Consider the following 25,075-nt stretch of genomic DNA (forward strand, 5'->3'; position numbering starts at 1 on the left):
CTTCGCTCTCCGGTCTCATGAGATCAGCGTACACATCGCCACGGAGGATGTTCCCAGGTCGTGTCTGCCATGCCGTGTCAGCGGCGCGGGGTACCGTAACTGTGGAGACGGCAGAAGAACCGAGAGGATCTGGGAACGGCTGAAATGGAAGCGATGAGGGGGCTGGTCAGATGACGGAGGTGTCGGCGACCGATGACACGGACGGTGATGGTGCGATCGACCACGGTGCGGTCGTGGGGGAGGACGGGATCGCGCGGACGCCGTGGGCCTATGGTGATCCGCTGTTGCTGCACTACTACGACACGGAATGGGGGATGCCCGTCCGGGACGAGTCCGGAATGTTCGAACGGCTGAGCCTCGAGGGATTCCAGGCAGGACTGTCCTGGCTGACGGTCCTGAAGAAGCGCGAGCGCTTCCGTGAGGTCTTCCGGCACTTCGACGCTGAGGCGGTCGCCGGGTTCGGTGAGCCCGAGATCGCGTCCCTGCTCGACGATCCCGGAATCATCCGGCACAGGGGCAAGATCGAAGCCTGCATCGGCAACGCCCGGGCCACACTCGCGATGCGCGATGAGGGCGGGCTCTCCGATTTCATCTGGAGTTTCCGACCGGAGACGACCCCGCGTCCAAGCACGCCGAGCGAGGTGCCCACCACCGCCCCCGAATCGCGGGCGCTGTCGAAGGCGCTGAAGAAGAAGGGCTTCCGGTTCGTGGGCCCGACCACCATGTACGCGCTCATGGAGGCCGTCGGTATGGTTGACACGCACGTTCTGGGTTCCCACCGCCGAGGTGCTTCCGGAGTCTGGGACGCCTGAACCGACAGTCCGATGAAAGGCTGGAATGAACGATATCCGAGTCAGCGCGCTCGTTCTGCTGCACCCTGCCGACCCCCTTCTGCTCATGGTCCGCAAGGAAGGCACGACGTCGTTCATGCTCCCCGGCGGCAAACCCGAAGCCGGTGAGACCGCCGAGGCGACGATCATCAGGGAGATCAGCGAAGAGCTCGGCCTCACACTTGAGTCCGCGAGGCTCTCATCGCTGGGCACCTTCGCCGCCGAAGCGGCCAATGAGGCCGATCATCGGGTGACCGGGGACGTGTTCTGCTATGCGGGTCTGCCGGCTGACCTCGACGTCGACCGGATCAATCACCAGGCCGAGATCGCCGAGGCCGCCTGGTTCCCCTGCACTCCGATGCCCGTGGACACCCTCGAGCGTCAGTTCGCGCCGTTGACCCGGCTGCAGATCGTCCCGGCTCTGCGGCAACGGGGTCTCTTGGCGCGGTACGGTACGGACGCGCTGTACGGTTCGGACGCGCGGTGAGGTACGGACGCACGGTACGGTACGGACGCGCGGTGAGGTTCAGACACCTCGGCGGTGGAAGGCGAGTTCGAGCACGATCAGATGCACCGCATGCCCCAGCGCCAGCGCGGCCGTGGTGAAGCTGATGACGATGTCGAAGACACCGACGTCAGTGAAGGGCGGAGGCTCGACGAATCCCGGTGACTGCAGCAATGTGGAGCCGGTGACCGTGGCTGCGACCAGGATCGCGATCAGCCCACTCGTCGACAGTCTCCCCACAGCGGCCACCGCCAGCAGCAGCGCAGCCAGAAGGAGGAGCAGCAGCGCCAGCAGATCGACGCCGGGGCCGAGCCGAAACACCTCCTGCCACAGGTTTCCGTACTGGGTCGAACTGCCCGGTTCCGACTCGTAGTAGGGGAAGAAAGTCAGAGAGATCACCAGCAGGCAGAGTGGTCCGTAGAAGCGGGCGTAGATGGCGTTGGTGCGCCTGATCCGCGAATTGAGCAGCTCGACGCGGATCATCTGCTCGGGCAGAGTCATGAGCTGTCTGTCCTTTCTGTCGGTCATGAGTCATCGGTCGTCAATCTCGTCGATCTCGTCGATCTCGTCGATCTCGTCGATCTCGTCGATCTCGTCGATCTCGTCGATCTCGGCGACCTCCGCGTCATCACGGCAGTCGCAGCCGAGGTTGCGACGAGGGCGATCAGGCTCAGCCCGACTCCGATGACGGAGAATCCCGGGCCCGAGGGAATTTCGATCCCGTTCTTCGCACGCGGGCCGATGCTTCCGATCGGTGCCGTTGCTCCACCCGCGCCCGCTGCGCTGTCCACCCCGTCTGCGGGAACGACGGGCAGAACCGAGAATGTTTCGCTCAGGTGCTCCTCGTCCATACTCTGGCCCGATGTGATCTCTGCCAGATACCCGCCGGCGTAGTCGTTGATCGGCCTGCCGCGCGAGCCGCCGATAGGGAACGTCACCGTTCCATCTGCTCGCGCCCGTCTGCTGTCATGGATGGCCTCGATGCCCCTCGGCGTCGAGGCGATGTCGAGTCGGACCTCTTCACCGGGCAGGAATCCCGCGGCTGTCAGTGCGATTGCGTCGTTCTCGGTGACGAAGTCGGTAGTCGCTACGGCCCGTGGGGTGACCTCGACGATCGCCGGCAGTGCAGCGTCCTCATCGGCCGTGGCAGGGGCGGGGGCCAGCAGCGTTCCCAGCACGCAGGCGGAGGCTGACATGGCCACAGGGGTCCGGCAGTGGATCGGGCGCATTGGAATTCTCCAGTCGAATGTCGAATAGGAATGTTGAGATATCAACGAGTTGTGAATGAAATCATCCGCAGGCGGTGAAATGGTTCGTTGCCTCGTTAGGGAAGTGTGACGGAATTCGACCACAATGTGTTTGCAGAATAATCGGGTAGTTATTCCAGCAATTGCTGAGAAAGCTACAGTTCGACGATTGCCGGAGACAAGGAAAGGACGAGACTCACGTGTCGTGCCCGTGAAAAGCCGCATGCCGAAATGACGGTCGCGGACATATGAGGTGAAGGTCGTCGGAGACTGGACGTGGGTGCGGGGAGGCACTACAGGGAGATGGCGGACCCCGAGGAGGTTGGGTCAGGATCCGAAGGCGTCGTGGCTTGCAGCAGTCTGGCGGAGAGCGAACGCAGCTCCGCGATGAGCTCTGGCGAGTCCTCGACGGTGAACTCGACATCGAGCCTGGCCAGCGTCAACGCCATGGTGCGCACGCTCTCCGCGCCGATGACCACGGTCGAACTCTGCTCGTCCCGGGCTGCGACGGTGCCCTCGGCGGGCATGAGCATCGACATCACCTCTGCCGCCGGTGCGGGCACGGTGACGGTGGCCGTGTGCCGCCAACGGCTGGATGAGACGTTGTGTTCGACGTATGCGCCGATGTCCTCGGCAGGAAGATCACGGGGTGTGAAGCGTCGGCCGCCGGGCAGCTTCGGGACGATGCGCTCGACCCGGAAGATCGCCCATGTCTCCTGGGCCGGATCGAAGGTCAGCAGGTACCACCGATGCTGATGATTGACCAGCCTATAGGGCTCGACCTCGAATTCCCGATCACCTGGATCCCCCAAGGATGACGCTGCGCCGTCCGGGATCGAGGCTTCCCGGTCCGGGGTCAAGGCCGCATGGCCCGGGGGCGTGGCTGCGCCGTCCCGGAGCGAGGCAGCGCGATCAGGGGGTGCATCCGCCTCGGCGAGGTAGGTGAATCTGAAGCGTTGGTGGCCGTGGCAGTACTCGATGATCTGCGTCAGCAGGTTCGGGTCGACGATCGGCATCGGGTGGTTGCCTGCCATGGGAACCGTGAAATGCGCCAGGTTCTTCACCCGGTGGCGCACGTGGGAGGGCAGGATCTGCTCGAGCTTCGCCAGCGCCAGTGCCGAGGTCTCTTCCATTCCGCCGATGATGCAGCTGAGCCCCGAATGCAGCCCCACCGCGACGGCGACCGCCTCATCGGGGTTGAACAGCAGCGGCGGCACGGCCGAGCCGCCGGCTCCCAAGCGATAACCGCCCTCGCCGCCGCGGGTGCCCTCGATAGGGTAGCCGAGGTCGCGCAATGTGCCGATATCGTTGCGGACCGTGCGTGAGCTGACGTTGAGGCGCTCGGCCAGTTCCGTGCCTGACCATGTGCGGGCAACCATCAGTAGTGACAGTAATCCGAGTAGCCGCGCTGCTGTCTGTGACATTTTCTGTTGTCTCCCTTGTTTTAGGAAGACCTCCTGCCTAATCAAACAATAGCATCGGAGTTCTGAATTCGTAATGAGCTGCGACAGCCAGTCCGGCGGTGACGAAAATGGAGGAACGGCGAAGTTCATGCCTACGCAATTTGCTCCTCAGGCTGATGCGAGGAGACAACGCGGGATGATCCTCAGCGATTATCTCGATCTCTACATGTCTGCCCGAAAGAAGGACAAGGGGTGGATCCTCGACGAGATCGTCGTGATGACCGGTTGGTCGCGTGACCACGTCCGGCGTCTGTTGGCCCGGTTGGCTCGAGACTCGGCCCCGGAACGGGCATCGACGCAGGCATCGGCGCAGGCCCAGGTCTCGGAACGGGCATCGGCGCAGGTCTCGGAACGGGCACCGGAGCAGGACTCACGGCAGGTCTCGGACCAGGCGTCGGAGTCTGCGTCGATACGGACTTCGACGGACTCCCGAACCTCCCGTCCGCAGCCGCAGCAGAGGGACTGCAAATACTCCGAGGCGGCCAGGGCGATATTGGAACGGGTCTGGGACTGGTCAGGTCGACAGAGCGGAAAGTACCTGGCCGCCGCCATGCTGCTGCTGCTCGACGCCGTGGAGCGTCACGGCACCTTGACGGCCGGTCGGGACGGTTACGGTCCGCGCGTGCGCGAGGAGCTGCTGTCCGTCAGTCCGGCCTCGATCGACCGGTACCTGCGCAGCGCCCGGTCCTGCGACTTCGCGACCCGCAACGTCTCGACGCGACGTTCGCACGCACCCAGCGCGGAGTTCCTCGATTTCGCCGGCGGCGAGAATGAGACCGAGCCCGGCTTCTTCATGGTCGACACCGTCGCCCACCCGGGATCGAGCCTGGACGGTGATTATGTCTTCACTCTCAACGCGACGTGCATACACACCGGATGGGTCTTCACCAGAAGCATCGCCGACAATGCCGCCCACCGTGTCGCCGACATGCTGGAGTGGTCACTCGACGAAATCACCGGCATCCCCTTCTGGGTCAACGCCGTCGAGCTGAGCAACGCCTGCGAAGGGGTCCACGAAGTGGTCGGGGCCTGGGCACGGGAACTCGACATCCACTACAGCCGCATCGTCAAGGACCATCAGCGCGACCGGCTGCCGGAAGCATCGAAGCATCAGCATCTGGTGCATGAGTACGGATTCGTCAATCGCTATGCCACGGCAGAGGCACTGGAGGTGCTCAATCAACTGTGGCGGGCGGTCAACGATCGGCTGAACTTCTTCACCCCGACCCGCAAGCCCCTCGCCTGGGTCCGAGACTCGAGCGGTCATCGCAAGCGGATCTACGACGAGCCGGCCACGCCGCTGGACCGTTTGAGTCAGGCAGGGGTGATGTCGCCGGTGCAGGAGGCCGAGCTGATCACCTACCGCGACAGTCTCGATCCTGCGCGACTGACGGGCGATATCGGTCGCTGGCAGCAGCGGCTCAAGGAGCTCGCTCCTCCGCTGGGCTGACCGGTCCGACTCATGTGAATCGGCCTGAGCCGTGCGGTCCAGGTCATGGTAAAAGTTTCAATTATAGCAGGTAGACCTGCTGCAAAACCACCCCTGATGACGGATTGGCGACAGACCGTTATCGGGGGATTACAATTGCGTTGCTTCCGGGTACAGTGAAGATCGATTGTGATCTGACGAACCCTGTGAAAGCAAGGCACAACGATACGTGACGACCCGAGTCCGAGGCACGACCGAATGACGGGAATGCGGCGTTCGGGCAGGGACTCACCGGGTTGAGGACGACCACCTTCGCGGAGGATGCCGGTGTGCAGCCCGGTCATCCTCGAGCACCGACAGAACAAGATTGTCGGAAGAGCATCTGGGGAGATGGCTATGGAAGTGTGTGCACTGATGGGGGAGAGCGACAGGTGAGGACACGGGGAAGTCTGCAGCGGCGCAGTCTGCGAGACGGCTCATGATCCAAGCTGTCGCCATCGCAATGATCGCCTATGCGGGTGTGGCCGCATTCATCATCATTCTGCTCCTGTCGAAGGCCGACTACGGACGATCGTGGCGCGATCGCAGGGATGCGGCTCGCATGGGGTTCTTCGTTCCGGTCTGGCCCCTGCTGGTGCTGTATCTGGCCTACCGGGCGCTCTCCCGCCTGTGGCACTTGGCCGACTGGGGCCGAGTGCGCTGATGACGCCGCGCGTTGATAGAGGCTGAGTCCGCTGAGCTGATGAGGCCGGGCGCTGAGAGCGGCGCGGCTGGCTCAGTCGTCCTTGTCGATGGCGCTGAAGTCCTCGACATTGCGCGGAGTCCCGGCGATGAGCATCTCGTCCTCGCCGTACAGAGTCACATCCTGATCGGCGATGTCCCAGTGCTCGTCGTCGCCGCGACGGAACGCCACGACCGTCACCCCGTGATGTCTGCGCAGGTCGAAGGACCCCAGGGGTGAGTCCGAGAACCGCGTCGGCACAGTCGTGCGAGCCAGAACGAAGTCCTCGCTGATCGGCAGGAAGTCCGACATGTGTCCGCGGATCAGATGGGCCAGGCGACGACCCATGTCGTTCTCCGGCCGGATCACGTTCTCGATGCCGAGCTGATCGAGGATGTCCGCATGCGTCTGGCTGATCGCCTTGGCCCAGATGTGTCTGTTTCCGATCTTGAGGATCTTCGAGGCGGTGAGGATGCTGGCCTCGAGGTCGCTGCCGATGGCGATGACCACCCGGCTGACTTCGTCGATGCCCAATTGACGCAGAACCGCCTCGTCGGTGGCATCGGCCCGGGACACGAACGCCAGCGTCTCCGAGTATCCGGCCACGACTGCCTCGTCGATATCGATGCCGATGACGTCGACACCGTACGCGGCGAGCTCGGCGGCCAGGGATCCGCCGAAGCGCCCGAGGCCGATGACGGCGACCGCGCCGTGCCGAGCCAGCGGGGCGGGATCGCCGAGGAAGAATGCCGCGGGCCTCGTCCGCCAGGATTTCGTATTCATATCAGGTCCTTTCCCAATCTGTGGTCAATGCGGCTCAGCCGATGAGCGGTCGTTCGACGGGCAGTTCGAAGCGGAGGGTCCTCGCCCGCAGCGCCAGCGCGGAGGCGACGGTCACGGGGCCGAGCCGACCGAGGATCATCGCCACGATGAGCACCGCCTGGCTCAGCCCGGGCAGTCCCGAGGTGATGCCGGTCGTCAGCCCCACGTTCGCGAAGGCGGAGACGACTTCGAACAGAATCCGGCCCAAGCCATGCTCCGGAGTGTCGAGCATGATCACGGTGGTCGACAGGACGAGCAGACTGAGCGCGAGGATGATCACCGTCGTCGCCTGCCGGTGTGCCGCCTCCGCCACGCGGGCTCCGAAGAGATTCGCCCTCGTCCCGCCTGTGACTTCGGCCCAGGCCACCGCCAACAGCACCATCACCGTGGTGATCTTCACTCCGCCGGCGGTGCCCGCGGGTCCGCCGCCGACGAACATGAGGATGTCCATGCCGAACCAGGTCGCCGAGTGCAGCTGCGAGATGTCGACGGAGCTGAACCCCGCCGTGCGCGTCGTCGTCGATTGGAACGCCGCGGTCTGCAGCTTGCCCCACCAGTCCAGGTGGCCGAGCGTGCCGGGGTTGTTCCACTCGATGGCGGCGATGAACGCTGTGCCCCCGAGCAGCAGAACCGGCGTGACGACGATGACCGCCCTGGTCGTCATCGACCAGGACAGCGGCCTTCTGTAGTGGCGGAAGAGTTCGATGAGCACTGGGTATCCCAAACCGCCCAGAATGATCGCCGCGGCGATGGGAGAGCATATGAACGGATCGGTGGCGTAGGCGGTGAGACTGTCGGATTCCAACCCGAAGCCCGCATTGTTGAATGCGGACACGGCGTGGAACACCGCGTCCCAGAGCGCTCGACCGGTCGATTCGTCGTAGTGGAGCCAGAAGCGCAGGAACAGCGCCGAGGCGATCGCAAGTTCCGTGATCACCGTGAGACCGATGATCCGCAGCACCATGGGTCTGATGCCCCCGATGTGGGAGCTCTTGGCCTCGGCGGCGACCGATTCCCTCAGACGCAGCCCGACCTTGCCGGCCACAAGCATGGCCAGCAGGGTCGTGAGCAGGAGGACGCCGAGTCCGCCGGCTTGGATGAGTCCGAGGATGACGGCTTGACCGAAGAACGTGAAGTCGCTGCCGGTCGAGAGCACCTCCAGCCCGGTCACACTGATCGCCGAGGTGGAGGTGAAGAGAGAGGACAGCAGTGAGATCCCACCCGGGGCGGTGGTGGCGGCGGGCGTCATCAGCAGCCCTGTGCCGATGACCAGTGCCGCAAGGTACGTCACGACCACACGGTCGATGGCGCTGCGATGAGGATTGTGCATTCCCGACGACCTAGAGCCGACTCGTCGACGTGGCTTCCGGCGATGTCACCATGGCCCCACAGTACAACCAGCCTGTCCCTTCGCGACGGCGCGAAGATGGGAGATTCATGCGGCGTCGCGGCGGGGCTGAAAGAACCCTGTGAGCTACGATGACGATGTAGTGCAGAATTCCAGCAGGTCGTGGAAGCGGCCAGGAGACAGTCATGGCAGAGAACATCCCCACTCGTGCCGAGCCGCCAGCAGATCCGGCCCACTCACAGGCAGGCCCCGCCCAGCCCCCGGCCTCGGACGAGCCGGCCCCCACCCGCAGACGGGAGCGTGCAAGGACCGCGACGGCGGGCCCCGGGCGCGTGCTCGTCAACACGGTCCGACACGTGGTCAGGGACCAGGGGCTCGACCTCGCAGCGGCACTGGCGTTCTACGCACTGATGTCCATGGCACCGGCGACCCTCGCGCTCGTGTCGATGCTCGGCGTGATCGGAGAGGCGAAGTCCACCACCGAGGCGGTCCTGGGCCTGACCTCGGATCTGTCGGCAGAGGCCGCCGAGGCCATCCGTCCGATCGTGAGTGCACTGGTGTCGACGCCGGCGGCCGGTCTTACGCTCATCGTCAGCGTCATCGTCGCGATCTGGTCCTCCTCGAAATACGTCGGTGCCTTCAGCCGCGCGGTGAATACGGCCTATGCGGTGGAGGAGGAGCGTCCCCTGTGGAAGCTCAAACCGATGATGCTGCTCATCACGTTGGGACTGCTGCTGCTCATGGCGGCTCTGGGGCTGCTGCTCGTCGTCTCGGGCCCGATCGCCCAGTCGCTGGGCAGGCTCGTCGGGTTGGGGCCGACGGCCCTGCTGATCTGGGATCTGGCGAAATGGCCGGTGGTGATCTTCTTCGTGATGCTGATGATCGCGATCCTCTACTATGCGACGCCGAATGTGACGAAGTCGAAGTTCCGCTGGTCGAGCGTCGGTGCGCTGATCGCCCTCCTCCTGCTGATCATCGTGTCCCTGGGGTTCGCGCTCTACATCAACAACTTCGACAACTACAACGCAGCCTACGGCGCCATCGGCGGCGTGATCGTCGGGTTCGCGTGGCTGTGGATGGTGAATCTGGCGCTCATCTTCGGTGCCGAACTCGACGCTGAGATCGAGCGATCGGCAGCCTCGGCGTGAGGGAATCGGACTTCGGCCCGGAGCGTTCGGTGTCGTATGGTCACATCATGAGCTCAGACCGGTCCGATGCGTCGACCTTCACCCCAGCACTGTTGGGCCTGGTGTGGACGGCGATGTTCGGATTCTCCGCGTTCTTCTTCAGCTATTCGACGATGGTCTCGATCGCTTCCATCAACGGGCTCTCGACCGTCACCGGCGGTTCCGTCCTGACGACGATGATGATCGGCGTCATAGTCGTCCAGCCCGTCGCTCCCTGGGCGGGCCGAGTGCTGGGGCTCAAGGGGGCCCTGTTCTTCGCCCTCGGTCTGCAGCTGCTGGGGCAGATCCTCGGTCTGGCCGTGCCCGCGCCGCTGCTCGGCCTCGTGCTGGCCGGATTGTGCGGGGGTGTCGGCTTCGGCCTTTTCGTGGTCCTGGCCAATGCCGCAGTGCCGGCCACGACATCCCCGGGGCGCATCGGCAAGGCGCTGGGGATCTTCGGCGGGATCACCTCGTTGGCGGCCGCGATCGGTGCCCCCTTCGGGCTGTGGCTGGTCGGCACGGTTCCCGTGTGGACGTTCAGAACGATCGTGTGCGTCTCGCTGCTGCTCGCGGTGCCGACCGTGATCAAGTACCTGCCCGGCCGAGTGCCCAAGGACGCTGCCGAAACCGGCGGCGACTCCGACGTCACCGTCCGCAGCGGCACGGGCAGCCCAGACGGCCCAGACGGCACGGGCAGCGCCGGCGGCACCGACGCGCACTCGGCACATCATAGGAGGGGCCGCAGCATCGGCGAGGCCATCAGCCTGGTCGTCATGCTCTCTCCCTTCCTCGTCGGCATGGTCGTCTTCGGCCTCATCGTCGGCTTCGGACCGCGTGACGACGTCGCCGGAGCCGCATTGTTCATCGGTGCGATGCAGGTGTCGGCGGTGATCGGCCGGTTCGCCGCCGGTGCCATCGCCGACAAATTCTCTCCATTCGCTCTCAATCTGCTGGGCCTCGGCCTGGCCGTCATCGGACTGGTCGTCACCGTCTTCGTCTTCGGCGGACTGCTCTTCCTCGCGATGATGATCATCGGTCTGGGCCTGGGCACTCTTCAGTCGGCGAGCTTGGTGATGGCCTTCTCGAATGTCAGCACGCCGGCGAAGGCCAGCGTCGCCTGGAACATGAATTTCGATATCGGCTTGGCCATCGCCGGTGTTCTCGGCGGACTCGGCTTCACCTACCTCGGCGACTCCGTGACGTTCCTCGTCTGCGCCCTCCTGCTGCTCTTCACCGGAATCCTCTCCTTGATACCGCAGGCCCTGCGCCGCTCAGCCTGAGTCTTCGGCCCGGCCGTCCAGGTCGGCCAGGAGCCCCACAGCGGCTCGCGTGTAGTCGCCGATCCAGCGGTCATGGATACGTTTGATGGGCAATGGAGCCAACGCCAGCTGACGGGTCCTGCCGATGCGTCGCCCGCCGACCAGTTCGGCTCTCTCCAGGACACGGATGTGCTGGAGGACGGTCGTGCGATCGAGGTCGGCAAAGGCGGCGCAGACTTCACCGGTTGTGCACGGCTCATCCCGCAGCAGGTCAAGGATTCGGCGCCGAGTGGAATTCGCCAGCGCCTTGAACACAGCATCGTCGCGTACTTCTTCGGCAACAGGTGAGGCTGTTCCATCTGCAGGCGACATGTGGTAAAAATATCACATGAACGATGAGCAGAACACCAAAGACGAACAGTTGGACGAGCTGTCCTTCACCGTCACGGGGTACATCTCGAAGACGCCGCATGAGACCTTCGAGGCCGTGGCCGATCCTGAGCAGCTCTCGAAGTACTTCACCACAGGGGGAGCGCGCGGGAGGCTCGCGGCCGGTGCCGAGGTGACTTGGGAGTTCGCGGATTTCCCCGGCCGGTTCCCGGTGGAGGTCATCGAGTCGATCCAGGATGAGAAGATCGTCATCGAGGGCGAGGCGACGGAGCATGCCACGGCCGCCAGCACGAGGACGACATTCGAGTTCTCGCCCGTCGACGATGGGACTCGGACCCTCGTGACGGTCACCGAGCAGTCCTGGAGGACGACCGTCGGGGGAGCTGAAGACGCCTTCGGCAACTGTATGGGCTGGACCGGAATGCTTGCCGCGCTGAAGGCATGGGTCGAATACGGCATCGACCTGCGCGAAGGCTTCTACAAGTAGTCAGCGGCTTCTACACGAAGTCAGCAGTGCTTCTGCAAGTAATCAGCCCGGTGTGTTCTGGCCGTGCGAGTTCTTGATGAAGAAGGATCCGACGATGCCGAAGATGCCGATCACCGCGGCAACGAAGAAGGACACGTTGGCGCCGTGGACGAGGCCCGCGACGCCGTAGACTTCCGGGTCGCGCGTGGTGGAGACCATGATGGTGACCAGGACGGCCGTGGCCACAGACGCGGCGATCTGACGCAGTGTGTTATTGAGCGCCGTGCCGTGGGGGATGAGCCGCTGAGGCAGCTGATTGAGTGCGGCCGTCGTGACCGGCATGATCACCATTGCCACGCCGAACATGCGGACCGTGTTGACCACGGCGAGGTAGACGAACGACGTGTCGGGCTTGAGGGCGGCGAAGAAGAATGTGGTGACGGTGAGCAGGGTGAACCCGGCGACCGCCAACCACCTGGCACCGATGGCATCGAAGACGCGTCCGGTGACCGGCGACATCAGGCCCATCACCGCGGCTCCGGGCAGGAGCACGAGGCCGGATTCCATGGCGGTGAAGTCGTTCATGTTCTGCATGTAGAGCGGCAGAACCATCATGCCGCCGATCATGACGATGAACACGCACATGCCCAAAGCGGTGTTGAGGGTGAACATCCGGTAACGCAGCACTCGGAATTCGAGGATCGGCTGTTCGAGCTTGAGCTGGCGGAAGATGAAGATGACCAGTGAAACCGCGCCGATGGCCAGAGGCACGATGACCTCCGGGCTCAGCCATCCTGCGTCTCCAGCGGTTCCGAAACCGTAGAGCAGGCCGCCGAAGCCGAAGGTCGAGAGGATGATCGAGAGCACGTCGAGCTTGGGGAACGTGCGCTCGGTGACGTTCTTGAGGATGAAGTAGGCGACGATGATGTCGATGATCGCGATCGGCAGCATCATGTAGAACAGCGTCTCCCACGGCAGGTGGTCGACGATCCAGCCCGAGAGGCTCGGCCCGATGGCCGGGGCGAAGGCGATGACGAGGCCGAATGTGCCCATCGCGGTGCCGCGCTTATCGACGGGGAAGATCGCGAAGAGGATGGTCTGCATCAGCGGCATGATGATGCCGCCGGCCGAGGCCTGGATCACACGCCCGACGAGGAGCACGGGGTAGACGGGTGCGAGCGCACAGACGAGCGTTCCGAGGATGAAGAGGCCCATCGCGGTGAGGAACAGCCCTCGTGTAGTGAATTTCTGGATCAGGAATGCCGTGACCGGAATCATGATGCCGTTGACGAGCATGAAGCTCGTCGTCACCCACTGTGCGGCGCTGGCGGTGATGTCGAACGACTGCATGAACGCAGGCAGCGCGGTGTTGAGCAGCGTCTGATTGAGGATGATGACGAAGGCGCCTGAGACGAGGACTGCGAGAACCACATTCCGATTGAATGGCTTGCCATCAGCTGCTGTCTGCTGACTCGTGTCCGCGTCTGTCACTGAAATTCCTTCTCTCCCCTTATCGTGTCTCCTCGGCGGCCCGGTCAACGGCAGTGCGGATCCAGCAGATCGCACCGCCTTCGTCGTAACCGCGCTGTGCGAGTATACGCCCCTGTGATCAGACTGCTATGGACAGGGTATCGGCAGAGGTCAACAGAGAGGTGTCACAAGGTGCGCGTCGTCGAGTACCTTTCCTATGGCTTCCTGGTCGCTCACAGACGCTCAGACGGCCGTTGCCGGCCGACCTGAGGCGGCCTCATCGGCATACACATGCGCGGGGTACGTATACGGCCATGCCTTCAAGCGTTCAATCATGCCCTCGCGGCTGCGCTGCCCGAGAACGTATTCATCGATGACAAGTCTCGGCGTCAGCTGCAAGACATGAGGGGATTTATCCAAAAGCTCGACCTCGGCCGAGACTTCCTCGGCGGTCATATTCATTGCGGCTGCGACGTGGGAGTGAGCCTTCACGTCTTCCGTGAGGAATGAATGACTATGGTTCGCAGGGGATTCGTCCGCTGCGGTTTCATATGCCTCTTTCAGTGCCTTATTGAAGGCCACATGCCTCCGATACTCGGCTAACCTTTCCTCGGCTGGCGAGGCGAGTCTGCTCGTGTTCTCAGCGGTAGTCACCAAGTCATCCTCCTAGTACTATTTTACGGCCGCGCACGCTGGTTGAGTAGCTTGAGTAACCAACTTCTCATATTCGCCGAACCGGGCGATGTCGGGCGCTGAGTGGTAAATATCAGCCAGATGCGAGGTCATCCACCGCCGAGGCGAAGCTTGGAGCCATCGGTCCCACCTCCGAGGTGCGAGTGCCGAAGGGACGGGTTACGGTGTAGGCGACGGAAGGGTGTGCAGGATGATTCTCGGTAGATGGGGCTCGTTCTGGTCCTTCGTACGCCTATGATTCAGTGTCGAGTGTTGTGGAGACGACTGCGGGTCCTGTCCTGGTGGCTGGAGTCCTGACCGCTGTCGCGTCGTTCCGGTTCGTCGAAGCAGACTGGCACCGTCCCGACTCGACGGGAGACCAGGTGCTCAGTCGAACTGAGCGTCTTCGAGTGAAATACCGCCCCATCCGGAATCACCGGACGGGGCGGAATCGATTCTCTCGTTACTTCACACGATCCGCGTCGGCGGGGACTTGGTCTTCGATGGGTCCGTGACGGGCAGATCGCCGAGGGCGTCATCGATGCGGGTGAGCACCTCGGCGTCGAGCGTCACACCGGCGGCTGCGACGTTCGACTCCACCTGCTCGGGGCGGGATGCGCCGACGAGCGCGGTGGCAACATTGTCGTTGGCGAGCACCCAGGCGATTGCGAGCTGGGCCATGGTCAGTCCCAGATCGGCCGCGATCGGCTCCAGCTCGGCGACGCCGTTGAGGATCTCATCGTTGAGGTAGCGGTCGGTGATCATGTCCTTGCCGCCGTTCTCATCGGTCGCGCGAGAGCCTGCGGGCGCGGGCTGGCCCGGCTTGTATTTGCCGGTGAGCACGCCCTGGGCGATCGGTGACCACACGACCTGCGAGATCCCGAGCTCCTTCGAAGTCGGGACGACCTGAGGCTCGATGACGCGCCAGAGCATGTTGTACTGAGGCTGGTTCGATACGAGCTGGATGCCGAGGTCGCGGGCCATGTAGTGGGCGGCCCGAAGCTGATCGGCGTTCCACTCACTCACCCCGATGTAGAGGGCCTTGCCTGCGCGGACGATGTCGGCGAAGGCCTGCATGGTCTCTTCCAGAGGAGTCTCGTAGTCGTAGCGGTGTGCCTGGTAGAGGTCGACGTAGTCGGTGCCCAGGCGGGACAGGGAACCGTTGATGGACTCCATGATGTGTTTGCGGGACAGGCCGGTGTCGTTGTGGCCCCTGGGTCCGGTGGGGAAGTAGACCTTGGTGAAGATCTCCAGGGATTCGCGGCGCTGTCCCTTGAGGGCATCGCCGAGGACCTGCTCGGCCACGGTGTTCGCATACACGTCGGCGGTGTCGAAGGTCGAGATGCCCGCGTCGAGAGCCGCGTGAACGCACTTCGTCGCGGTGTCGTTCTCCACCTGGGAACCGTGCGTGAGCCAGTTTCCGTAGGTGATCTCCGAGATCTTCAGGCCGCTGTTTCCAAGATATCTGTGCTCCATGGGCCCAGCCTACTGTTGGGTTGGCGGAGTGGACACCCCCCGCCGCAGCATCGTCGAATCGAAGGCTGCCGATGATCTCGCCGAGGTGGCCGTGGGCGGGGCGTTCTCCGCGAGGTGACCGCGCAGAACGTTGGCAAACCCCGTCGAGTCGCCCGAGCGCAGGTGCTCGACCAGCGAGACGTGTTCGGCGATGATCGCCTCACATCGGTCGAGGAGCCGGTCGCCGGAGGCGAAGAGGATGAAGCGGTGCCGGTCGGAGAGCTGTGAGTACAGTTCCAACATCACGGCGTTGTCTCCGGCCTCGACGAAGCCGCGATGGAACTGCAGCGTCAGGTCGATGAAGGCGGCGATGTCCCCGGCGTCGAAGGCCTCCCGCTGAGCTGTGATCGACGTTTCGAGCGCCTCGGCGAGCCTCTGTCGCAGTGCATCCGGAGCCCGGTCGACCGCCGTCGTCTCCAGCACGAACCTGGCGTCGGCGAGTTCGGCAACGGTGCGTTCATCGACTCCCTGGACGATGGCCCCGCGCTTGGGGTAGATGACGATCCACCCCTCATCCTGGAGGCGGGCGAGAGCCACCCGCACCGGTGTGCGGCTGACTTCGAGGTCGGATGCCAGACCTGTCTCACCCAGCATGGTCCCTGGCCGGTGGGTGCCATTGAGGATCTGCGCGCGGATGAGCTGATAGGCGCGCTCGGCTGCGCTCGGGGTCTCGCCGCTGTTGGTCGTGGCCACCGATATCTCCTCGCCTGCTGCAGAAACTGTCATGTCCGAGCCCGACGATCATCGATCGGTCCGGTCGGGGTCCTCCCGCTCAAACTAGCTGAGATGTCCCTTCGGCCTGCATGTGACTCAGTCTGCATAGGACGCCTCCGCCGTGTTCTCTGCATTGGCAGAGGTCTTCTGCCCAGGCCAGCGCATCAGCGGGATCGCTCGGATCGAGAACGCCAGGGCAATGAGGAGAACGATCGTGGCCATCATGTTGATCCACAAGAAACCTCCGGCCTGCAGTACCGTGCCGGCCATGGCGGCCATGAGCGCACCGCCGAGGTTCATCGCCGAATCGGATGCTCCCTGCAGCGTGACCTTCGCATGCCGCGGCACCGAGGCGGTCAGCAGGGCCGATCCGCCGATGAGGAACATTGACCAGCCGATGCCGAGAAAGATGAGTGCCGTGCTCAACAGGGGCATGGACGAGACCTCGGCCGCGGCATCGACGACGCCCAGGGTGATCGCTATGGCGAAGACGACGACGCCGCCGACGATGACCGTTCCCGGCCCGAAACGATCGGCCATCCACCCGAATACGGGGGAGAGGGCGTACATGCCGGCGATGTGCACGCTGACGACGATGCCGATCGCTCCGAGGGAGAACGACTGGTGGTCCATGTGCACGGGGGTCATGACCATGACGTTGGTCATCATCATCTGACCCGCGATGATCGTGATCATCGCGAACAGGGGAACGGGGTGAGCGGCGGCGAGGCGCAGTGCCGGACCCAGCTTCATGGTTGCTGGCTCTGTAGTCGTTTCGCTGGACTCGGTGGTCTCGGCGACCGCCTCGGCGGCACCGGGTTTGATCTTTCGGGTCAACGTCGATGCGACAAAGGTCGCCAGGCCGAAGGCGGTCATCGAGATGAGGTAGGGCCCGGCCAGCTCGTTCATGCCCAGTGCGGCCCCGAGGTGTGCCCCCGGTGCGGTGAAGCTGGGCCCGAGCACGGAACCGACCGTCGTCGCCCACACCACCAAGGACATCGCACGCCCGGCGGCCGACGGGTCGACGAGGTCGACGGCCGCGTAGCGGGCCTGAAGTCCGGACGCCGTCGACGAGCCGCACATCATCATTCCCAGCATGAACAGGGGGAGGAACTGCAGCGCGACTCCGAGGAGGACGATCGTCGCGCCCAGGGTGCCGATGCCGAAGCCCAGGGTCAGAGCGGTTCGCCGACCGGCTCGGCCCGCCAGCACCGCCAGGGGATAGGCGATGAGTCCGGCGCCGAGAATGACGCTCATCTGCGCGAGACCGGCCATCGAGGTCTGACCCGTGATCTCCTCGGCCAGCAAGCCGCCGACCGCGTAGCCGGAGGCGATTCCGGCTCCGGAGAGCAGCTGCGCGGTGATCAGCTTGGCTTGGGCACGAGTGCGGGTCTTCATCGACGCCTTCCGTTATCTCAGTCGGTCACCCACACAACGTATCTTGGATCCATCTTGGATACAAGATGATCTCACGCTCGCCGAGGCGGGTGTTCGCGGTCGTGTCACAGCCGGGAGGTGCGGAGGCCGATGAGGGACTGCGCGCCGACGATGACCGCCAGACCGATCACTGGAACCAGAGGCGATGCGGCGGTCTCCAGCCCGAATCCGAAGGCGAAAGGCACCGCTGTGGAGCGATGGTCGCCACCGGCTCCGGAGTCCGAGGGCCGGTTGCTCGGCCGCGATGCTGCTGCGACGTGAGGGGTGCGGACGTAGACGAGCCACAGGGCCAGGGCGATCACCGAACACAGGTGCGTCTCCGGGAACCGACCGGAGGGCCATGCTGACCACGATGGCGACGATCGCCGTGGCCACAGATCGGGAGGGAGGCGGCCGAGGCAGGGCTTGCCCGCCGAGGTGGTGGTGGGGTGAGATTGGCTGGTGGACTTTCTGGGATTGATGCTCGTCGGCATTCTGGTCGGCCTGACGACCGTGCTGTTCGGGTTCGGCGGCGGATTCGTGGCCGTCCCGATCATCACTCTCGTCGATGCGGATCTCGGCAGCGACACGGCACGGGTGGCGGCGGCCACCTCGGCGCTGGTGATGCTCGTCAACGCGATCATCGCAACGGTGTCCACGAAACGTGAGACCCTCTCCCATCTCAGGGGGCGGTGGTGGCTGCTCATCCTGCTGGCAATCGGCGGGATGCTCGGGGCGTTCGGCGGACGATTCGCTCCGGAGGCATTTCTGCAGTGGGGCTTCGTCGTCTACATCGCCATCACTGCCGTCGACCTCCTGGCCCGTCCCGGATTCTTCCGCCCGGGAAGCCGTGTCAAGGAGGGTGTCGGCGAGGGTGGTCGCGGGATCTCTGCCGCGTGGGGCGTGCCGATAGGCGGTCTGGCTTCGTTCCTCGGCGTCGGCGGGTCAGTCATGACGGTGCCGATGATGCGCCGCTCGGGAGCAACGATGACCGTGGCCACTACCCTGGCCAATCCGCTGACCTTGGTGATCATGAGCCCGGCCGTGCTGGTCACGATCACGGCCCCGGCCTCGATCGGTGCGCCCGGCATCGTCGGATCACTCGACCTGTACTCCGCCGCGGCGCTGCTCGTCGGGGCGATCCCGGTCATCGTCGTCCTGCGTCGCCGCGTGCCCAAGATCCCGGAGCTCGTTCACGCCTGGGGCTATTTCATCCTCCTCATCACTGCCGGAGTCGTCGTGGCGCTGGCGTGAGGTCGGTGGGATGAAGGTCAGCTCGGCGGACCGGGCGATAGAGGGTCCCTCGCCTGCGAGCGGTGCGCTTGGTGTGTCCTGCGCTTGACTCACATGAGAATGAGCATGGCTGCCATCCCGAGTCCCATCGCCGCATGGCAGAGCGTATGGATGCCGACACGACGTGAGCGCACGAGCAGTACGATCCACCACACCGCAGCGAGGGTGGACAGAGCGATCGCGACCCAGTTGAGGGCGGAAGTCCAGCCAGGTGTCGGGGACATGGTCATGCCGTGTCCCATGAGCAGCGGCATCGCCAGCAGCATCCACACCATGGAGGCATTGAGCACGATGTGCGAGGACAGGCTGATTGCGGCACCGGCGCCGTGGGACCATCGCAGCCCGATTCCCATGAGCACGGCAAGGATCGCGAAGAACGCGACCTGGCTCCATGTGGCGACCGTGCCGGTTGCGGTCCAGACCATGAGAATCATGCCGATGCTCATCACGAGGTGATTGCCGTGCACGACCATGTCCATCCTGCTCGCGGAGACGTCCGAGCATGACGTGGATCCTCTCCAGTGTCTGATCAGATGGATGATGCATACGATGCCGGTGAAGGCGAATGTCGCTGTGAGGACCAGTGACCAGGGGAACGAGATCATGCTGAAATACTACATCGTGTAGTAGTCAGATGCACACCGCTGAGAGTGGTCGAGGCCGAGCGGCCCTGCCGCTCGACGGTCACACTGCCGGGTGCAGCCGTCAACCGCCTCGGTGTCCCACACCGTGTTCGCCAGGTATCCTCGAAGGGAACACCGTCGGCTGAGTGAGAGCGAAGATGAAGCGCAGGAACAACGGGGAGCTGGAGAACGCGGTTCTCACAGCACTGTGGGATCGCGGCGAGCCCATGTCCGTGTCCGAGCTGCAGGCCGGTGTCTCTCCTCCGAAGCCCGCATACACCACGATGATGACGGTGCTGACCCGGATGGAGGACAAAGGGCTGATCAGCCGCGAGCGAGTCTCGCGGACTCTGATGATCAGCCCGGTGCACTCGCAGGTCGTGACCGCTGCCTCGGAGATGTCACGCACGCTGCGTGGCTCCACCGACTCCCATGAAGTGCTGATGTCATTCGTCGGTTCACTCGATGACGACGAGATCGAAGTCCTTCGCTCCTTCGTCAGCGACTGAACTCTCCAGCCATGCTGATCTCGGCGATCGTCCTCCTCGTCTCAGCCGCCGTCGTCTTCTTCGTCTCACCGTTCCTTCTGTCCGTCGGGCAATGGCAGTCGAGGAGGCCGGGATTGGCTCTCAGCGGGTGGCTGGCAGCACTGGCCGGCGGCCTGGTGCTCAGCACGGCGGCGGTCGTCGCCCTCGTCGTCGGTGCTCTGCAGGCCGACCGCGGCGGTGCCGGGCCACAGGCGCTCGTGCCGTGGATCATCGGCTGGATGGCGCTCGCCGTCGTCGGTATCGTCCTGGCCCTCGTGCTCAGCGCCTCGGACGACTTCGGCCGCAAGCTCAAGGCCGAGGCCAGGGTTCTGCGTTCCCGGTGGACCGGCTGGTACGTCGACTCCGCATTCCGCATCGTCACGGTCGACGACGACAAGCCCTATGCCTGTTCCTTGGCCGGGCGCCCTCCCGAGATCTATCTGAGCGCGGGCCTGCGGCGACTCCTGGCCCACGATGAATGCGCGGCCATCATCGCTCATGAGAAATCGCACATCGCCCATCGGCACAATCTCGTGCTGCGTACCGCGGTGGTGAATTCCGCGTGCCTGCCGCCGCGACTGCCGGTCTCGGAGAGGTTCCGCGCCAGCGTGCTCACTCTCGTCGAGATGGTCGCCGACGACGATGCGGTGCGGGCCACCTCCGCGGAATCGGTGAGGAATGCGCTCGAGGCCCTCGGCGACGACAGCAGCGATTCCTCGCTCCGGCTGCGATCGCTCAGGCTTGAGCGGATCCACCTGATGGCAGGCTGAATTCCGACTGCGGACTATCTACTACACTGTTACGTAATATGGTGGAGCAGACGACAGCACCCGGCGCCGATTCGGCGAGGCGCCCCGAGACGGCGAAGACACCGGCGTTCGCCGTTGTCCTCACGATCGCCGTCATCGCCGCAGCGGTCGCAATCATCACCGGCCTCCTTGCCGGCCCCGAAGCCTACACGTCCATCGCGCGAGAATTTCCGGGCACCCCAGTCGTCGTCCTGGTTGCGACGCTGCGCTCCGTCCACGAGGTCTTCTCGGTGCTCACGCTCGGCATGCTCGCCGCCGTGCTCATGTTCACCTCCCGCACCGGCGTCCCCGGATGGTCGCGGACCAGCGACACCGCACGGTCCCTGCTGCGAGCCTTCAGCGCGATCTGGGCCTCAGCGGCACTCCTGCTCACCGTCGTCGACGGACTCAACACCAATGGCCTGCCGCTCACGGCGATCGAAGCCCCGGGGCAGTTGGGGTTCGCCCTGACGAGCACGTTCTATCCGGCGGCCTGGCTCATCGTCCTCGTCGCCGCCTTCACCATCTTCGCCGTCTCCCTGCTCTCGGAATCGTGGACAGCACACGCCGCGAGTCTGTGGATCGGGATGATCGCGATCCTTGCTCCGGTCGTCATCTCTCAGGTGCTCGTCGGTCCCAACCATGACTTCGGCGAGGATGCGGCCATCATCCAGACGCCGCTGGCGGCAGTGGTCCTCGGTCTCCTGGCTGCAGGGGTGCTCCTGGAGCTGGTCATCCCCCGCGGCGGTGGGGTGCGGCGCATGGTTCGCTCCCGTCTGATGTGGACGGGACTCATCGTCATTGCCGGCACAGACGTCGTCATCTCGGTATTCAAGCTCGCCGGCACGCCGCTGACGGATTCGGTGACAGGATGGCAGCTGCTCACCCGCTGGGTGGCTCTGGCCGTCATCGTCCTCGCGGTGATCGCGGCAGCCTCGGCGCGTTCAGCGTTGGCCTACACCGGCATCCTTGCCGGGGTCGCGGCGTGGGTGACGATGACAGCAGCCATGTCGCTCATCCCCTCACCGAACTACTTCGCCCCGAACAGCACCGTCGCTGTCTTCCTCGGCTACACGGTCGAGGCCGCACCCGATCCGCTGACACTGCTCACGCACTGGCGACTCAACCTCCTGCTCACAGCGGTCAGCGCCGCAGCCATGCTCGCCTACGGTCTGGGTGTGCTCAGGCTCCGCCGCCGAGGCGACTCCTGGCCGGTGATGCGGACGATCTGCTGGATGACCGGCTGGATCCTGACCATCGTGCTCATGGGCTCGGGCCTGGGCAAGTACTCTCCGGCCGACTTCGGCATCCACATGATCGTGCACATGAGCCTCAACATGCTCATCCCGGCCTTCCTCGTCGGGGGCGGCCCGATCACGCTGCTGCTGCGTTCGACCACCGGCACCGGCCGTCTCGGCCATCAGATCCACCATCGCGTCGATCAGCTCATCAACTGGCCGGGACTGCGGATGCTGCTCCATCCGATCGTCGTCTTCGTCGTCTACGTCGCCTCCTACTACGCCCTCTACCTCACGCCGCTGTTCGAAGGACTCATCCAGTACCACTGGGGCCACCAGCTGATGAACGTCCACTTCCTCATCGTCGGCTACATGTTCTTCTCGCTCGTCATCGGCGTCGACAAGCTGCCGATCGAACTTCCGCACATCGGTCGGCTCGGCTATGTCATCGCGGCCATGCCATTCCACGCCTTCTTCGGGGTCGTACTGATGATGACGAACACCCCCGTGGCGCAGAACTTCTATCGCACACTCGACCTGCCCTGGCTCGACATCTCCGCCGAGCAGTACTTCGCCGGAGGCATCGCCTGGGCAGGGGGAGAGCTGCCGCTGCTGGGCGTGGTCATCGTCCTCGGTGTGCAGTGGACGAGGCAGGACAAGCGCACCGCACAGCGCTTCGACCGCCATGAGGACGCCGGACTCAGCGACGAATTCTCCGCGTACAACGACATGCTGCGACGTCTGGCCGAGAGGGACGGCGAGACCGTTCCCGCCGACGACGGCCGGGCCGAAGCCGCAGAGGAAGGAACGAAGGATCGTGAGCAGTGACAGCGCGGTTCGCCAGAGCGAGCCGACCCACCGGGCGGGCAACGAGACCGGCCTCGACATCGACATCACGGGGATGACGTGCACCGCCTGCGCCCGCCGAGTCGAGAAGTCTCTGAACAAGATCGACGGAGCCACGGCGTGGGTGAATTTCGCGACCGAACGGGCCCGCGTCACCGGGGTGAAGGAGTCCGAGGTCGCCCTCACCGCGGTGAAGAAGGCCGGCTACGGGGCTCAGATCCACAAGCCCGGCGACGATGCCTGGTCACAGAGGGCCGCCGAGGTGAGACTGAGCTCCCTGCGCCGGCGCCTCATCCTCGCCGCCGTGCTCACCGTCCCGCTCATGGACGCCACGATCGTGCTGGCGCTGGTCGAAGCATGGCGATTCCCCGGCTGGGAATGGATCTGCATCCTCGTCGCGTTGCCGATCGTGACCTGGGCGGCATGGCCCTTCCACCGATCGGCATGGAAGAACCTGCTGAACCGAACATCGAATATGGACACGCTCGTGTCCCTGGGCATCGTCGCCGCGTTCGGCTGGGCGGTGGTGACCGCGGCATTCGGATTCAGCGGCCCCGACGCCTGGTTGGGATTCGGTCTCGTGCCCGACGGTGCCGACGCTCTCTATCTCGATGTCGCCGCCGGAGTGACGACCTTCCAACTGGCCGGTCGCTACTTCGAGACCCGATCGCGGCGCAAGGCAGGTGACCTGCTGGTGGCGCTGAGCGAACTCGCTCCGAAAACGGCACGCGTGCGCGGCGAGGACGGCGAGTTCGTCGATACCCCCATCGAACTCGTCACCCCCGGCGATGTCGTCCTCGTCCTCCCCGGTGCGACCGTGCCCGTCGACGGAGCGGTCGTCGACGGTCGCTCCGAACTCGACATGAGCAGCCTCACGGGCGAGCCCGAGCCTGTGCCCGTCGGCGCAGGTGACCGCGCAGTCGGGGGAGCGTTCGCCACAAACGGGCAGATCACTGTCGAAGCCGAGGCCGTCGGCGCCGATATGCAGCTGTCCCAGATCGCGACGATGGCCGAGAAGGCGCAGTCGCAGAAGGCGATCGTCGAGAGCCTCGTCGACCGGATCACCGCCGTCTTCGTCCCCGTCGTGCTCATCCTCGCCCTGGCAACCCTGCTCATCTGGCTGCTTCCACTGGGGTACTCGCCGTCGCGGGCGATCGGCGTCGGCATCTCGGTGCTCATCATCGCCTGCCCCTGCGCGCTCGGTCTGGCCACCCCGACCGCGCTCATGGTCGGCATCGGTCGCGGTGCCCGCTCGGGCATCCTCGTCAAGGGCCACACTGCACTCGAGGCCAGCGGGCGGATCGACACGGTCGTGCTCGACAAGACGGGCACCGTGACCACCGGGTCGCTGCAGGTAGAACAGACGTGGTTCGCGTGCAGCGACCACGATGACGTGCTCGAGCGGATCGCCGACCTCGAGGCCCGTTCGGAACATCCGGTCGCCCGCGGCATCCTCGACTTCGTTCGATCCGCCGGCCGAACGCGCGCCGAGGCGGCAGCGCCGTCCGCCGAGCTCGAGGAGGTGCAGGTGCTGCCCGGTGTCGGCATCGAGGGAATCGTCGACGGTTCGCCGTTGGCCGTCATCAGCGCCTCCGCTGCCGCCGAGCGGGTGGACCTCGGCGAGGAGCTCACGGGCTGGATCCGCACCCAGTCGGAGACACAGCGCAGCGTTGTCGTCATCATCGACGGCGGTGTACCGACTGCTGCTCTGGCGCTGAGCGATCAGATCAAGGTCGATGCCGTGACCAGCATCGATCAGCTGCGCGAGCTGGGGATGCGCACTGTTCTGCTGACCGGCGACAGCACCGCCTCGGCGGAGAGGATCGCCGAGAGGATCGGCACCGATGAGGTCATCGCCGAGGTGATGCCCAATGACAAATCGGACGTCGTGTCCTCTCTGCAGGAGTCCGGCCACCGCGTCGCCATGGTCGGCGATGGCATCAACGACGCCTCAGCCCTGGCCACGGCCGACCTCGGCATCGCTGTGGTCACCGGATCGGACATCGCCATGAAATCGGCGGACATCATCGTCGTCCGGGACGACCTCGGCGCCATCGCCGAATCGATCATGCTCTCCCGGAAGACCCTGGGCACCATCCGCGGCAACCTCGTCTGGGCGTTCGGCTACAACATCTTGGCGATCCCGATCGCGATGTTCGGCCTGCTCAACCCGCTCATCTCGGCGGCGGCGATGGCGATGTCATCGGTATTCGTCGTCTACAACAGCCTGAGGCTCCAGCGGGTGAGGCTGCGGAGCTGAATCAGTCTGTCCGTGTCGACATCAAACGACTCTCAGTTCACATCATCGTCACCGTCAGGGGAGCTTT

Annotated in this window: 25 protein-coding genes; 12 read left to right on the forward strand and 13 right to left on the reverse strand. The window is 64.6% G+C overall.

All coding sequences use genetic code 11. From position 1 onward, the window contains the following. The first annotated feature begins 170 nt into the window (after nucleotides 1-170). Both BKA07_RS06545 and BKA07_RS06550 read left to right on the forward strand, forming a co-directional pair. Complete coding sequence (locus BKA07_RS06545) at nucleotides 171-812, forward strand: DNA-3-methyladenine glycosylase I (protein ID WP_167950184.1); 642 nt, start codon at nucleotides 171-173, stop codon at nucleotides 810-812. A 25-nt stretch (nucleotides 813-837) separates the two neighbouring features. Continuing rightward, the gene (locus BKA07_RS06550) at nucleotides 838-1,317 is read left to right on the forward strand and encodes an NUDIX hydrolase (RefSeq protein ID WP_167950185.1); all 480 of its coding nucleotides are present in this window, start codon (nucleotides 838-840) and stop codon (nucleotides 1,315-1,317) included. A gap of 39 nt (nucleotides 1,318-1,356) precedes the next feature. On the opposite strand, the gene BKA07_RS06555 is transcribed toward BKA07_RS06550, so the two are convergent. The 3 genes from BKA07_RS06555 to BKA07_RS06565 all read right to left on the reverse strand — a co-directional run bounded on the left by BKA07_RS06555 (nucleotide 1,357) and on the right by BKA07_RS06565 (nucleotide 4,135). Continuing rightward, a complete protein-coding gene (locus tag BKA07_RS06555; RefSeq protein ID WP_167950186.1) occupies nucleotides 1,357-1,863 on the reverse strand; it encodes a hypothetical protein in 507 nt (168 codons plus the stop codon). Further along, nucleotides 1,860-2,531 (reverse strand): hypothetical protein, encoded by a 672-nt coding sequence (locus BKA07_RS06560; RefSeq protein WP_167950187.1) that lies wholly within the window; start codon nucleotides 2,529-2,531, stop codon nucleotides 1,860-1,862. The genes BKA07_RS06555 and BKA07_RS06560 overlap by 4 nt, the downstream gene beginning before the upstream one ends. 344 nt (nucleotides 2,532-2,875) lie before the next feature. After that, complete coding sequence (locus BKA07_RS06565) at nucleotides 2,876-4,135, reverse strand: helix-turn-helix transcriptional regulator (RefSeq protein ID WP_425339319.1); 1,260 nt, start codon at nucleotides 4,133-4,135, stop codon at nucleotides 2,876-2,878. A gap of 46 nt (nucleotides 4,136-4,181) precedes the next feature. Here BKA07_RS06565 and BKA07_RS06570 point away from each other — a divergent pair, with 46 nt between their 5' ends. Together BKA07_RS06570 and BKA07_RS06575 are read left to right on the forward strand one after the other, a co-directional pair. Continuing rightward, nucleotides 4,182-5,495 carry an integrase gene (locus BKA07_RS06570; RefSeq protein WP_167950189.1) on the forward strand — a complete coding sequence of 438 codons (1,314 nt, stop codon included), beginning with the start codon at nucleotides 4,182-4,184 and terminating at the stop codon, nucleotides 5,493-5,495. A gap of 457 nt (nucleotides 5,496-5,952) precedes the next feature. Continuing rightward, nucleotides 5,953-6,177: a hypothetical protein gene (locus BKA07_RS06575; protein WP_167950190.1), complete on the forward strand. Its 225-nt coding sequence runs from the start codon at nucleotides 5,953-5,955 to the stop codon at nucleotides 6,175-6,177. A 72-nt stretch (nucleotides 6,178-6,249) separates the two neighbouring features. Here BKA07_RS06575 and BKA07_RS06580 read toward each other — a convergent pair whose 3' ends face one another. After that, nucleotides 6,250-6,978: a potassium channel family protein gene (locus tag BKA07_RS06580; protein ID WP_167950191.1), complete on the reverse strand. Its 729-nt coding sequence runs from the start codon at nucleotides 6,976-6,978 to the stop codon at nucleotides 6,250-6,252. A 34-nt stretch (nucleotides 6,979-7,012) separates the two neighbouring features. Continuing rightward, on the reverse strand, nucleotides 7,013-8,347 hold the full coding sequence (locus tag BKA07_RS06585; RefSeq protein WP_167950192.1) for a TrkH family potassium uptake protein: 1,335 nt from the start codon (nucleotides 8,345-8,347) through the stop codon (nucleotides 7,013-7,015). 203 nt (nucleotides 8,348-8,550) lie between these two features. Between BKA07_RS06585 and BKA07_RS06590 the strand changes: the two genes are divergently transcribed. Further along, the gene (locus BKA07_RS06590) at nucleotides 8,551-9,513 is read left to right on the forward strand and encodes a YihY/virulence factor BrkB family protein (protein WP_167950193.1); all 963 of its coding nucleotides are present in this window, start codon (nucleotides 8,551-8,553) and stop codon (nucleotides 9,511-9,513) included. A gap of 47 nt (nucleotides 9,514-9,560) precedes the next feature. Next, a complete protein-coding gene (locus BKA07_RS06595) occupies nucleotides 9,561-10,811 on the forward strand; it encodes an MFS transporter (RefSeq protein WP_167950194.1) in 1,251 nt (416 codons plus the stop codon). On the opposite strand, the gene BKA07_RS06600 is transcribed toward BKA07_RS06595, so the two are convergent. Then, entirely contained in the window at nucleotides 10,803-11,162 is a 360-nt protein-coding gene (locus BKA07_RS06600; RefSeq protein WP_167950195.1) for an ArsR/SmtB family transcription factor, read from the reverse strand. The two genes, BKA07_RS06595 and BKA07_RS06600, sit on opposite strands and share 9 nt — an antisense overlap. Nucleotides 11,163-11,178: 16 nt before the next feature. On the opposite strand from BKA07_RS06600, the gene BKA07_RS06605 reads away from it, so the two are divergent. Next, entirely contained in the window at nucleotides 11,179-11,667 is a 489-nt protein-coding gene (locus tag BKA07_RS06605; RefSeq protein WP_167950196.1) for an SRPBCC domain-containing protein, read from the forward strand. Between the two features lie 42 nt (nucleotides 11,668-11,709). Here the strand turns inward: BKA07_RS06605 and BKA07_RS06610 are convergent, their stop codons facing one another. From BKA07_RS06610 to BKA07_RS06635, 6 genes are all read right to left on the reverse strand, one after another. Further along, nucleotides 11,710-13,137 carry an MDR family MFS transporter gene (locus BKA07_RS06610; RefSeq protein WP_342449004.1) on the reverse strand — a complete coding sequence of 476 codons (1,428 nt, stop codon included), beginning with the start codon at nucleotides 13,135-13,137 and terminating at the stop codon, nucleotides 11,710-11,712. A 222-nt stretch (nucleotides 13,138-13,359) separates the two neighbouring features. Next, a complete protein-coding gene (locus BKA07_RS06615; RefSeq protein ID WP_167950197.1) occupies nucleotides 13,360-13,698 on the reverse strand; it encodes a hypothetical protein in 339 nt (112 codons plus the stop codon). A gap of 558 nt (nucleotides 13,699-14,256) precedes the next feature. Beyond that, nucleotides 14,257-15,264, reverse strand: coding sequence for an aldo/keto reductase family protein (locus tag BKA07_RS06620; RefSeq protein WP_167950198.1), 1,008 nt, complete (start codon nucleotides 15,262-15,264; stop codon nucleotides 14,257-14,259). A 9-nt stretch (nucleotides 15,265-15,273) separates the two neighbouring features. Next, the gene (locus BKA07_RS06625) at nucleotides 15,274-15,996 is read right to left on the reverse strand and encodes an FCD domain-containing protein (protein WP_167950199.1); all 723 of its coding nucleotides are present in this window, start codon (nucleotides 15,994-15,996) and stop codon (nucleotides 15,274-15,276) included. Nucleotides 15,997-16,113: 117 nt separating this feature from the next. Further along, nucleotides 16,114-17,415, reverse strand: coding sequence for an MFS transporter (locus BKA07_RS06630; RefSeq protein ID WP_167950200.1), 1,302 nt, complete (start codon nucleotides 17,413-17,415; stop codon nucleotides 16,114-16,116). 104 nt (nucleotides 17,416-17,519) lie between these two features. After that, nucleotides 17,520-17,756: a hypothetical protein gene (locus BKA07_RS06635; RefSeq protein ID WP_167950201.1), complete on the reverse strand. Its 237-nt coding sequence runs from the start codon at nucleotides 17,754-17,756 to the stop codon at nucleotides 17,520-17,522. A gap of 139 nt (nucleotides 17,757-17,895) precedes the next feature. On the opposite strand from BKA07_RS06635, the gene BKA07_RS06640 reads away from it, so the two are divergent. Continuing rightward, nucleotides 17,896-18,687, forward strand: a complete 792-nt coding sequence (locus tag BKA07_RS06640) for a sulfite exporter TauE/SafE family protein (protein WP_342449005.1) — start codon at nucleotides 17,896-17,898, stop codon at nucleotides 18,685-18,687. A gap of 89 nt (nucleotides 18,688-18,776) precedes the next feature. On the opposite strand, the gene BKA07_RS06645 is transcribed toward BKA07_RS06640, so the two are convergent. Then, entirely contained in the window at nucleotides 18,777-19,331 is a 555-nt protein-coding gene (locus tag BKA07_RS06645; protein ID WP_167950202.1) for a DUF5134 domain-containing protein, read from the reverse strand. A 164-nt stretch (nucleotides 19,332-19,495) separates the two neighbouring features. On the opposite strand from BKA07_RS06645, the gene BKA07_RS06650 reads away from it, so the two are divergent. The 4 genes from BKA07_RS06650 to BKA07_RS06665 are packed head-to-tail and all read left to right on the forward strand — an operon-like array spanning nucleotide 19,496 to nucleotide 25,008. Further along, nucleotides 19,496-19,858 carry a BlaI/MecI/CopY family transcriptional regulator gene (locus BKA07_RS06650; RefSeq protein ID WP_167950203.1) on the forward strand — a complete coding sequence of 121 codons (363 nt, stop codon included), beginning with the start codon at nucleotides 19,496-19,498 and terminating at the stop codon, nucleotides 19,856-19,858. An 11-nt stretch (nucleotides 19,859-19,869) separates the two neighbouring features. Then, nucleotides 19,870-20,646, forward strand: a complete 777-nt coding sequence (locus BKA07_RS06655; protein WP_167950204.1) for a M56 family metallopeptidase — start codon at nucleotides 19,870-19,872, stop codon at nucleotides 20,644-20,646. A 38-nt stretch (nucleotides 20,647-20,684) separates the two neighbouring features. Next, the gene (locus BKA07_RS06660) at nucleotides 20,685-22,730 is read left to right on the forward strand and encodes a cytochrome c oxidase assembly protein (protein ID WP_167950205.1); all 2,046 of its coding nucleotides are present in this window, start codon (nucleotides 20,685-20,687) and stop codon (nucleotides 22,728-22,730) included. After that, nucleotides 22,720-25,008, forward strand: coding sequence for a heavy metal translocating P-type ATPase (locus tag BKA07_RS06665; protein WP_342449006.1), 2,289 nt, complete (start codon nucleotides 22,720-22,722; stop codon nucleotides 25,006-25,008). Before BKA07_RS06660 ends, BKA07_RS06665 begins: the two co-directional genes overlap by 11 nt. Nucleotides 25,009-25,075: the final 67 nt, after the last annotated feature.

It is taken from the genome of Brevibacterium marinum, assembly GCF_011927955.1.
Classification (GTDB): Bacteria; Actinomycetota; Actinomycetes; order Actinomycetales; family Brevibacteriaceae; genus Brevibacterium; species Brevibacterium marinum.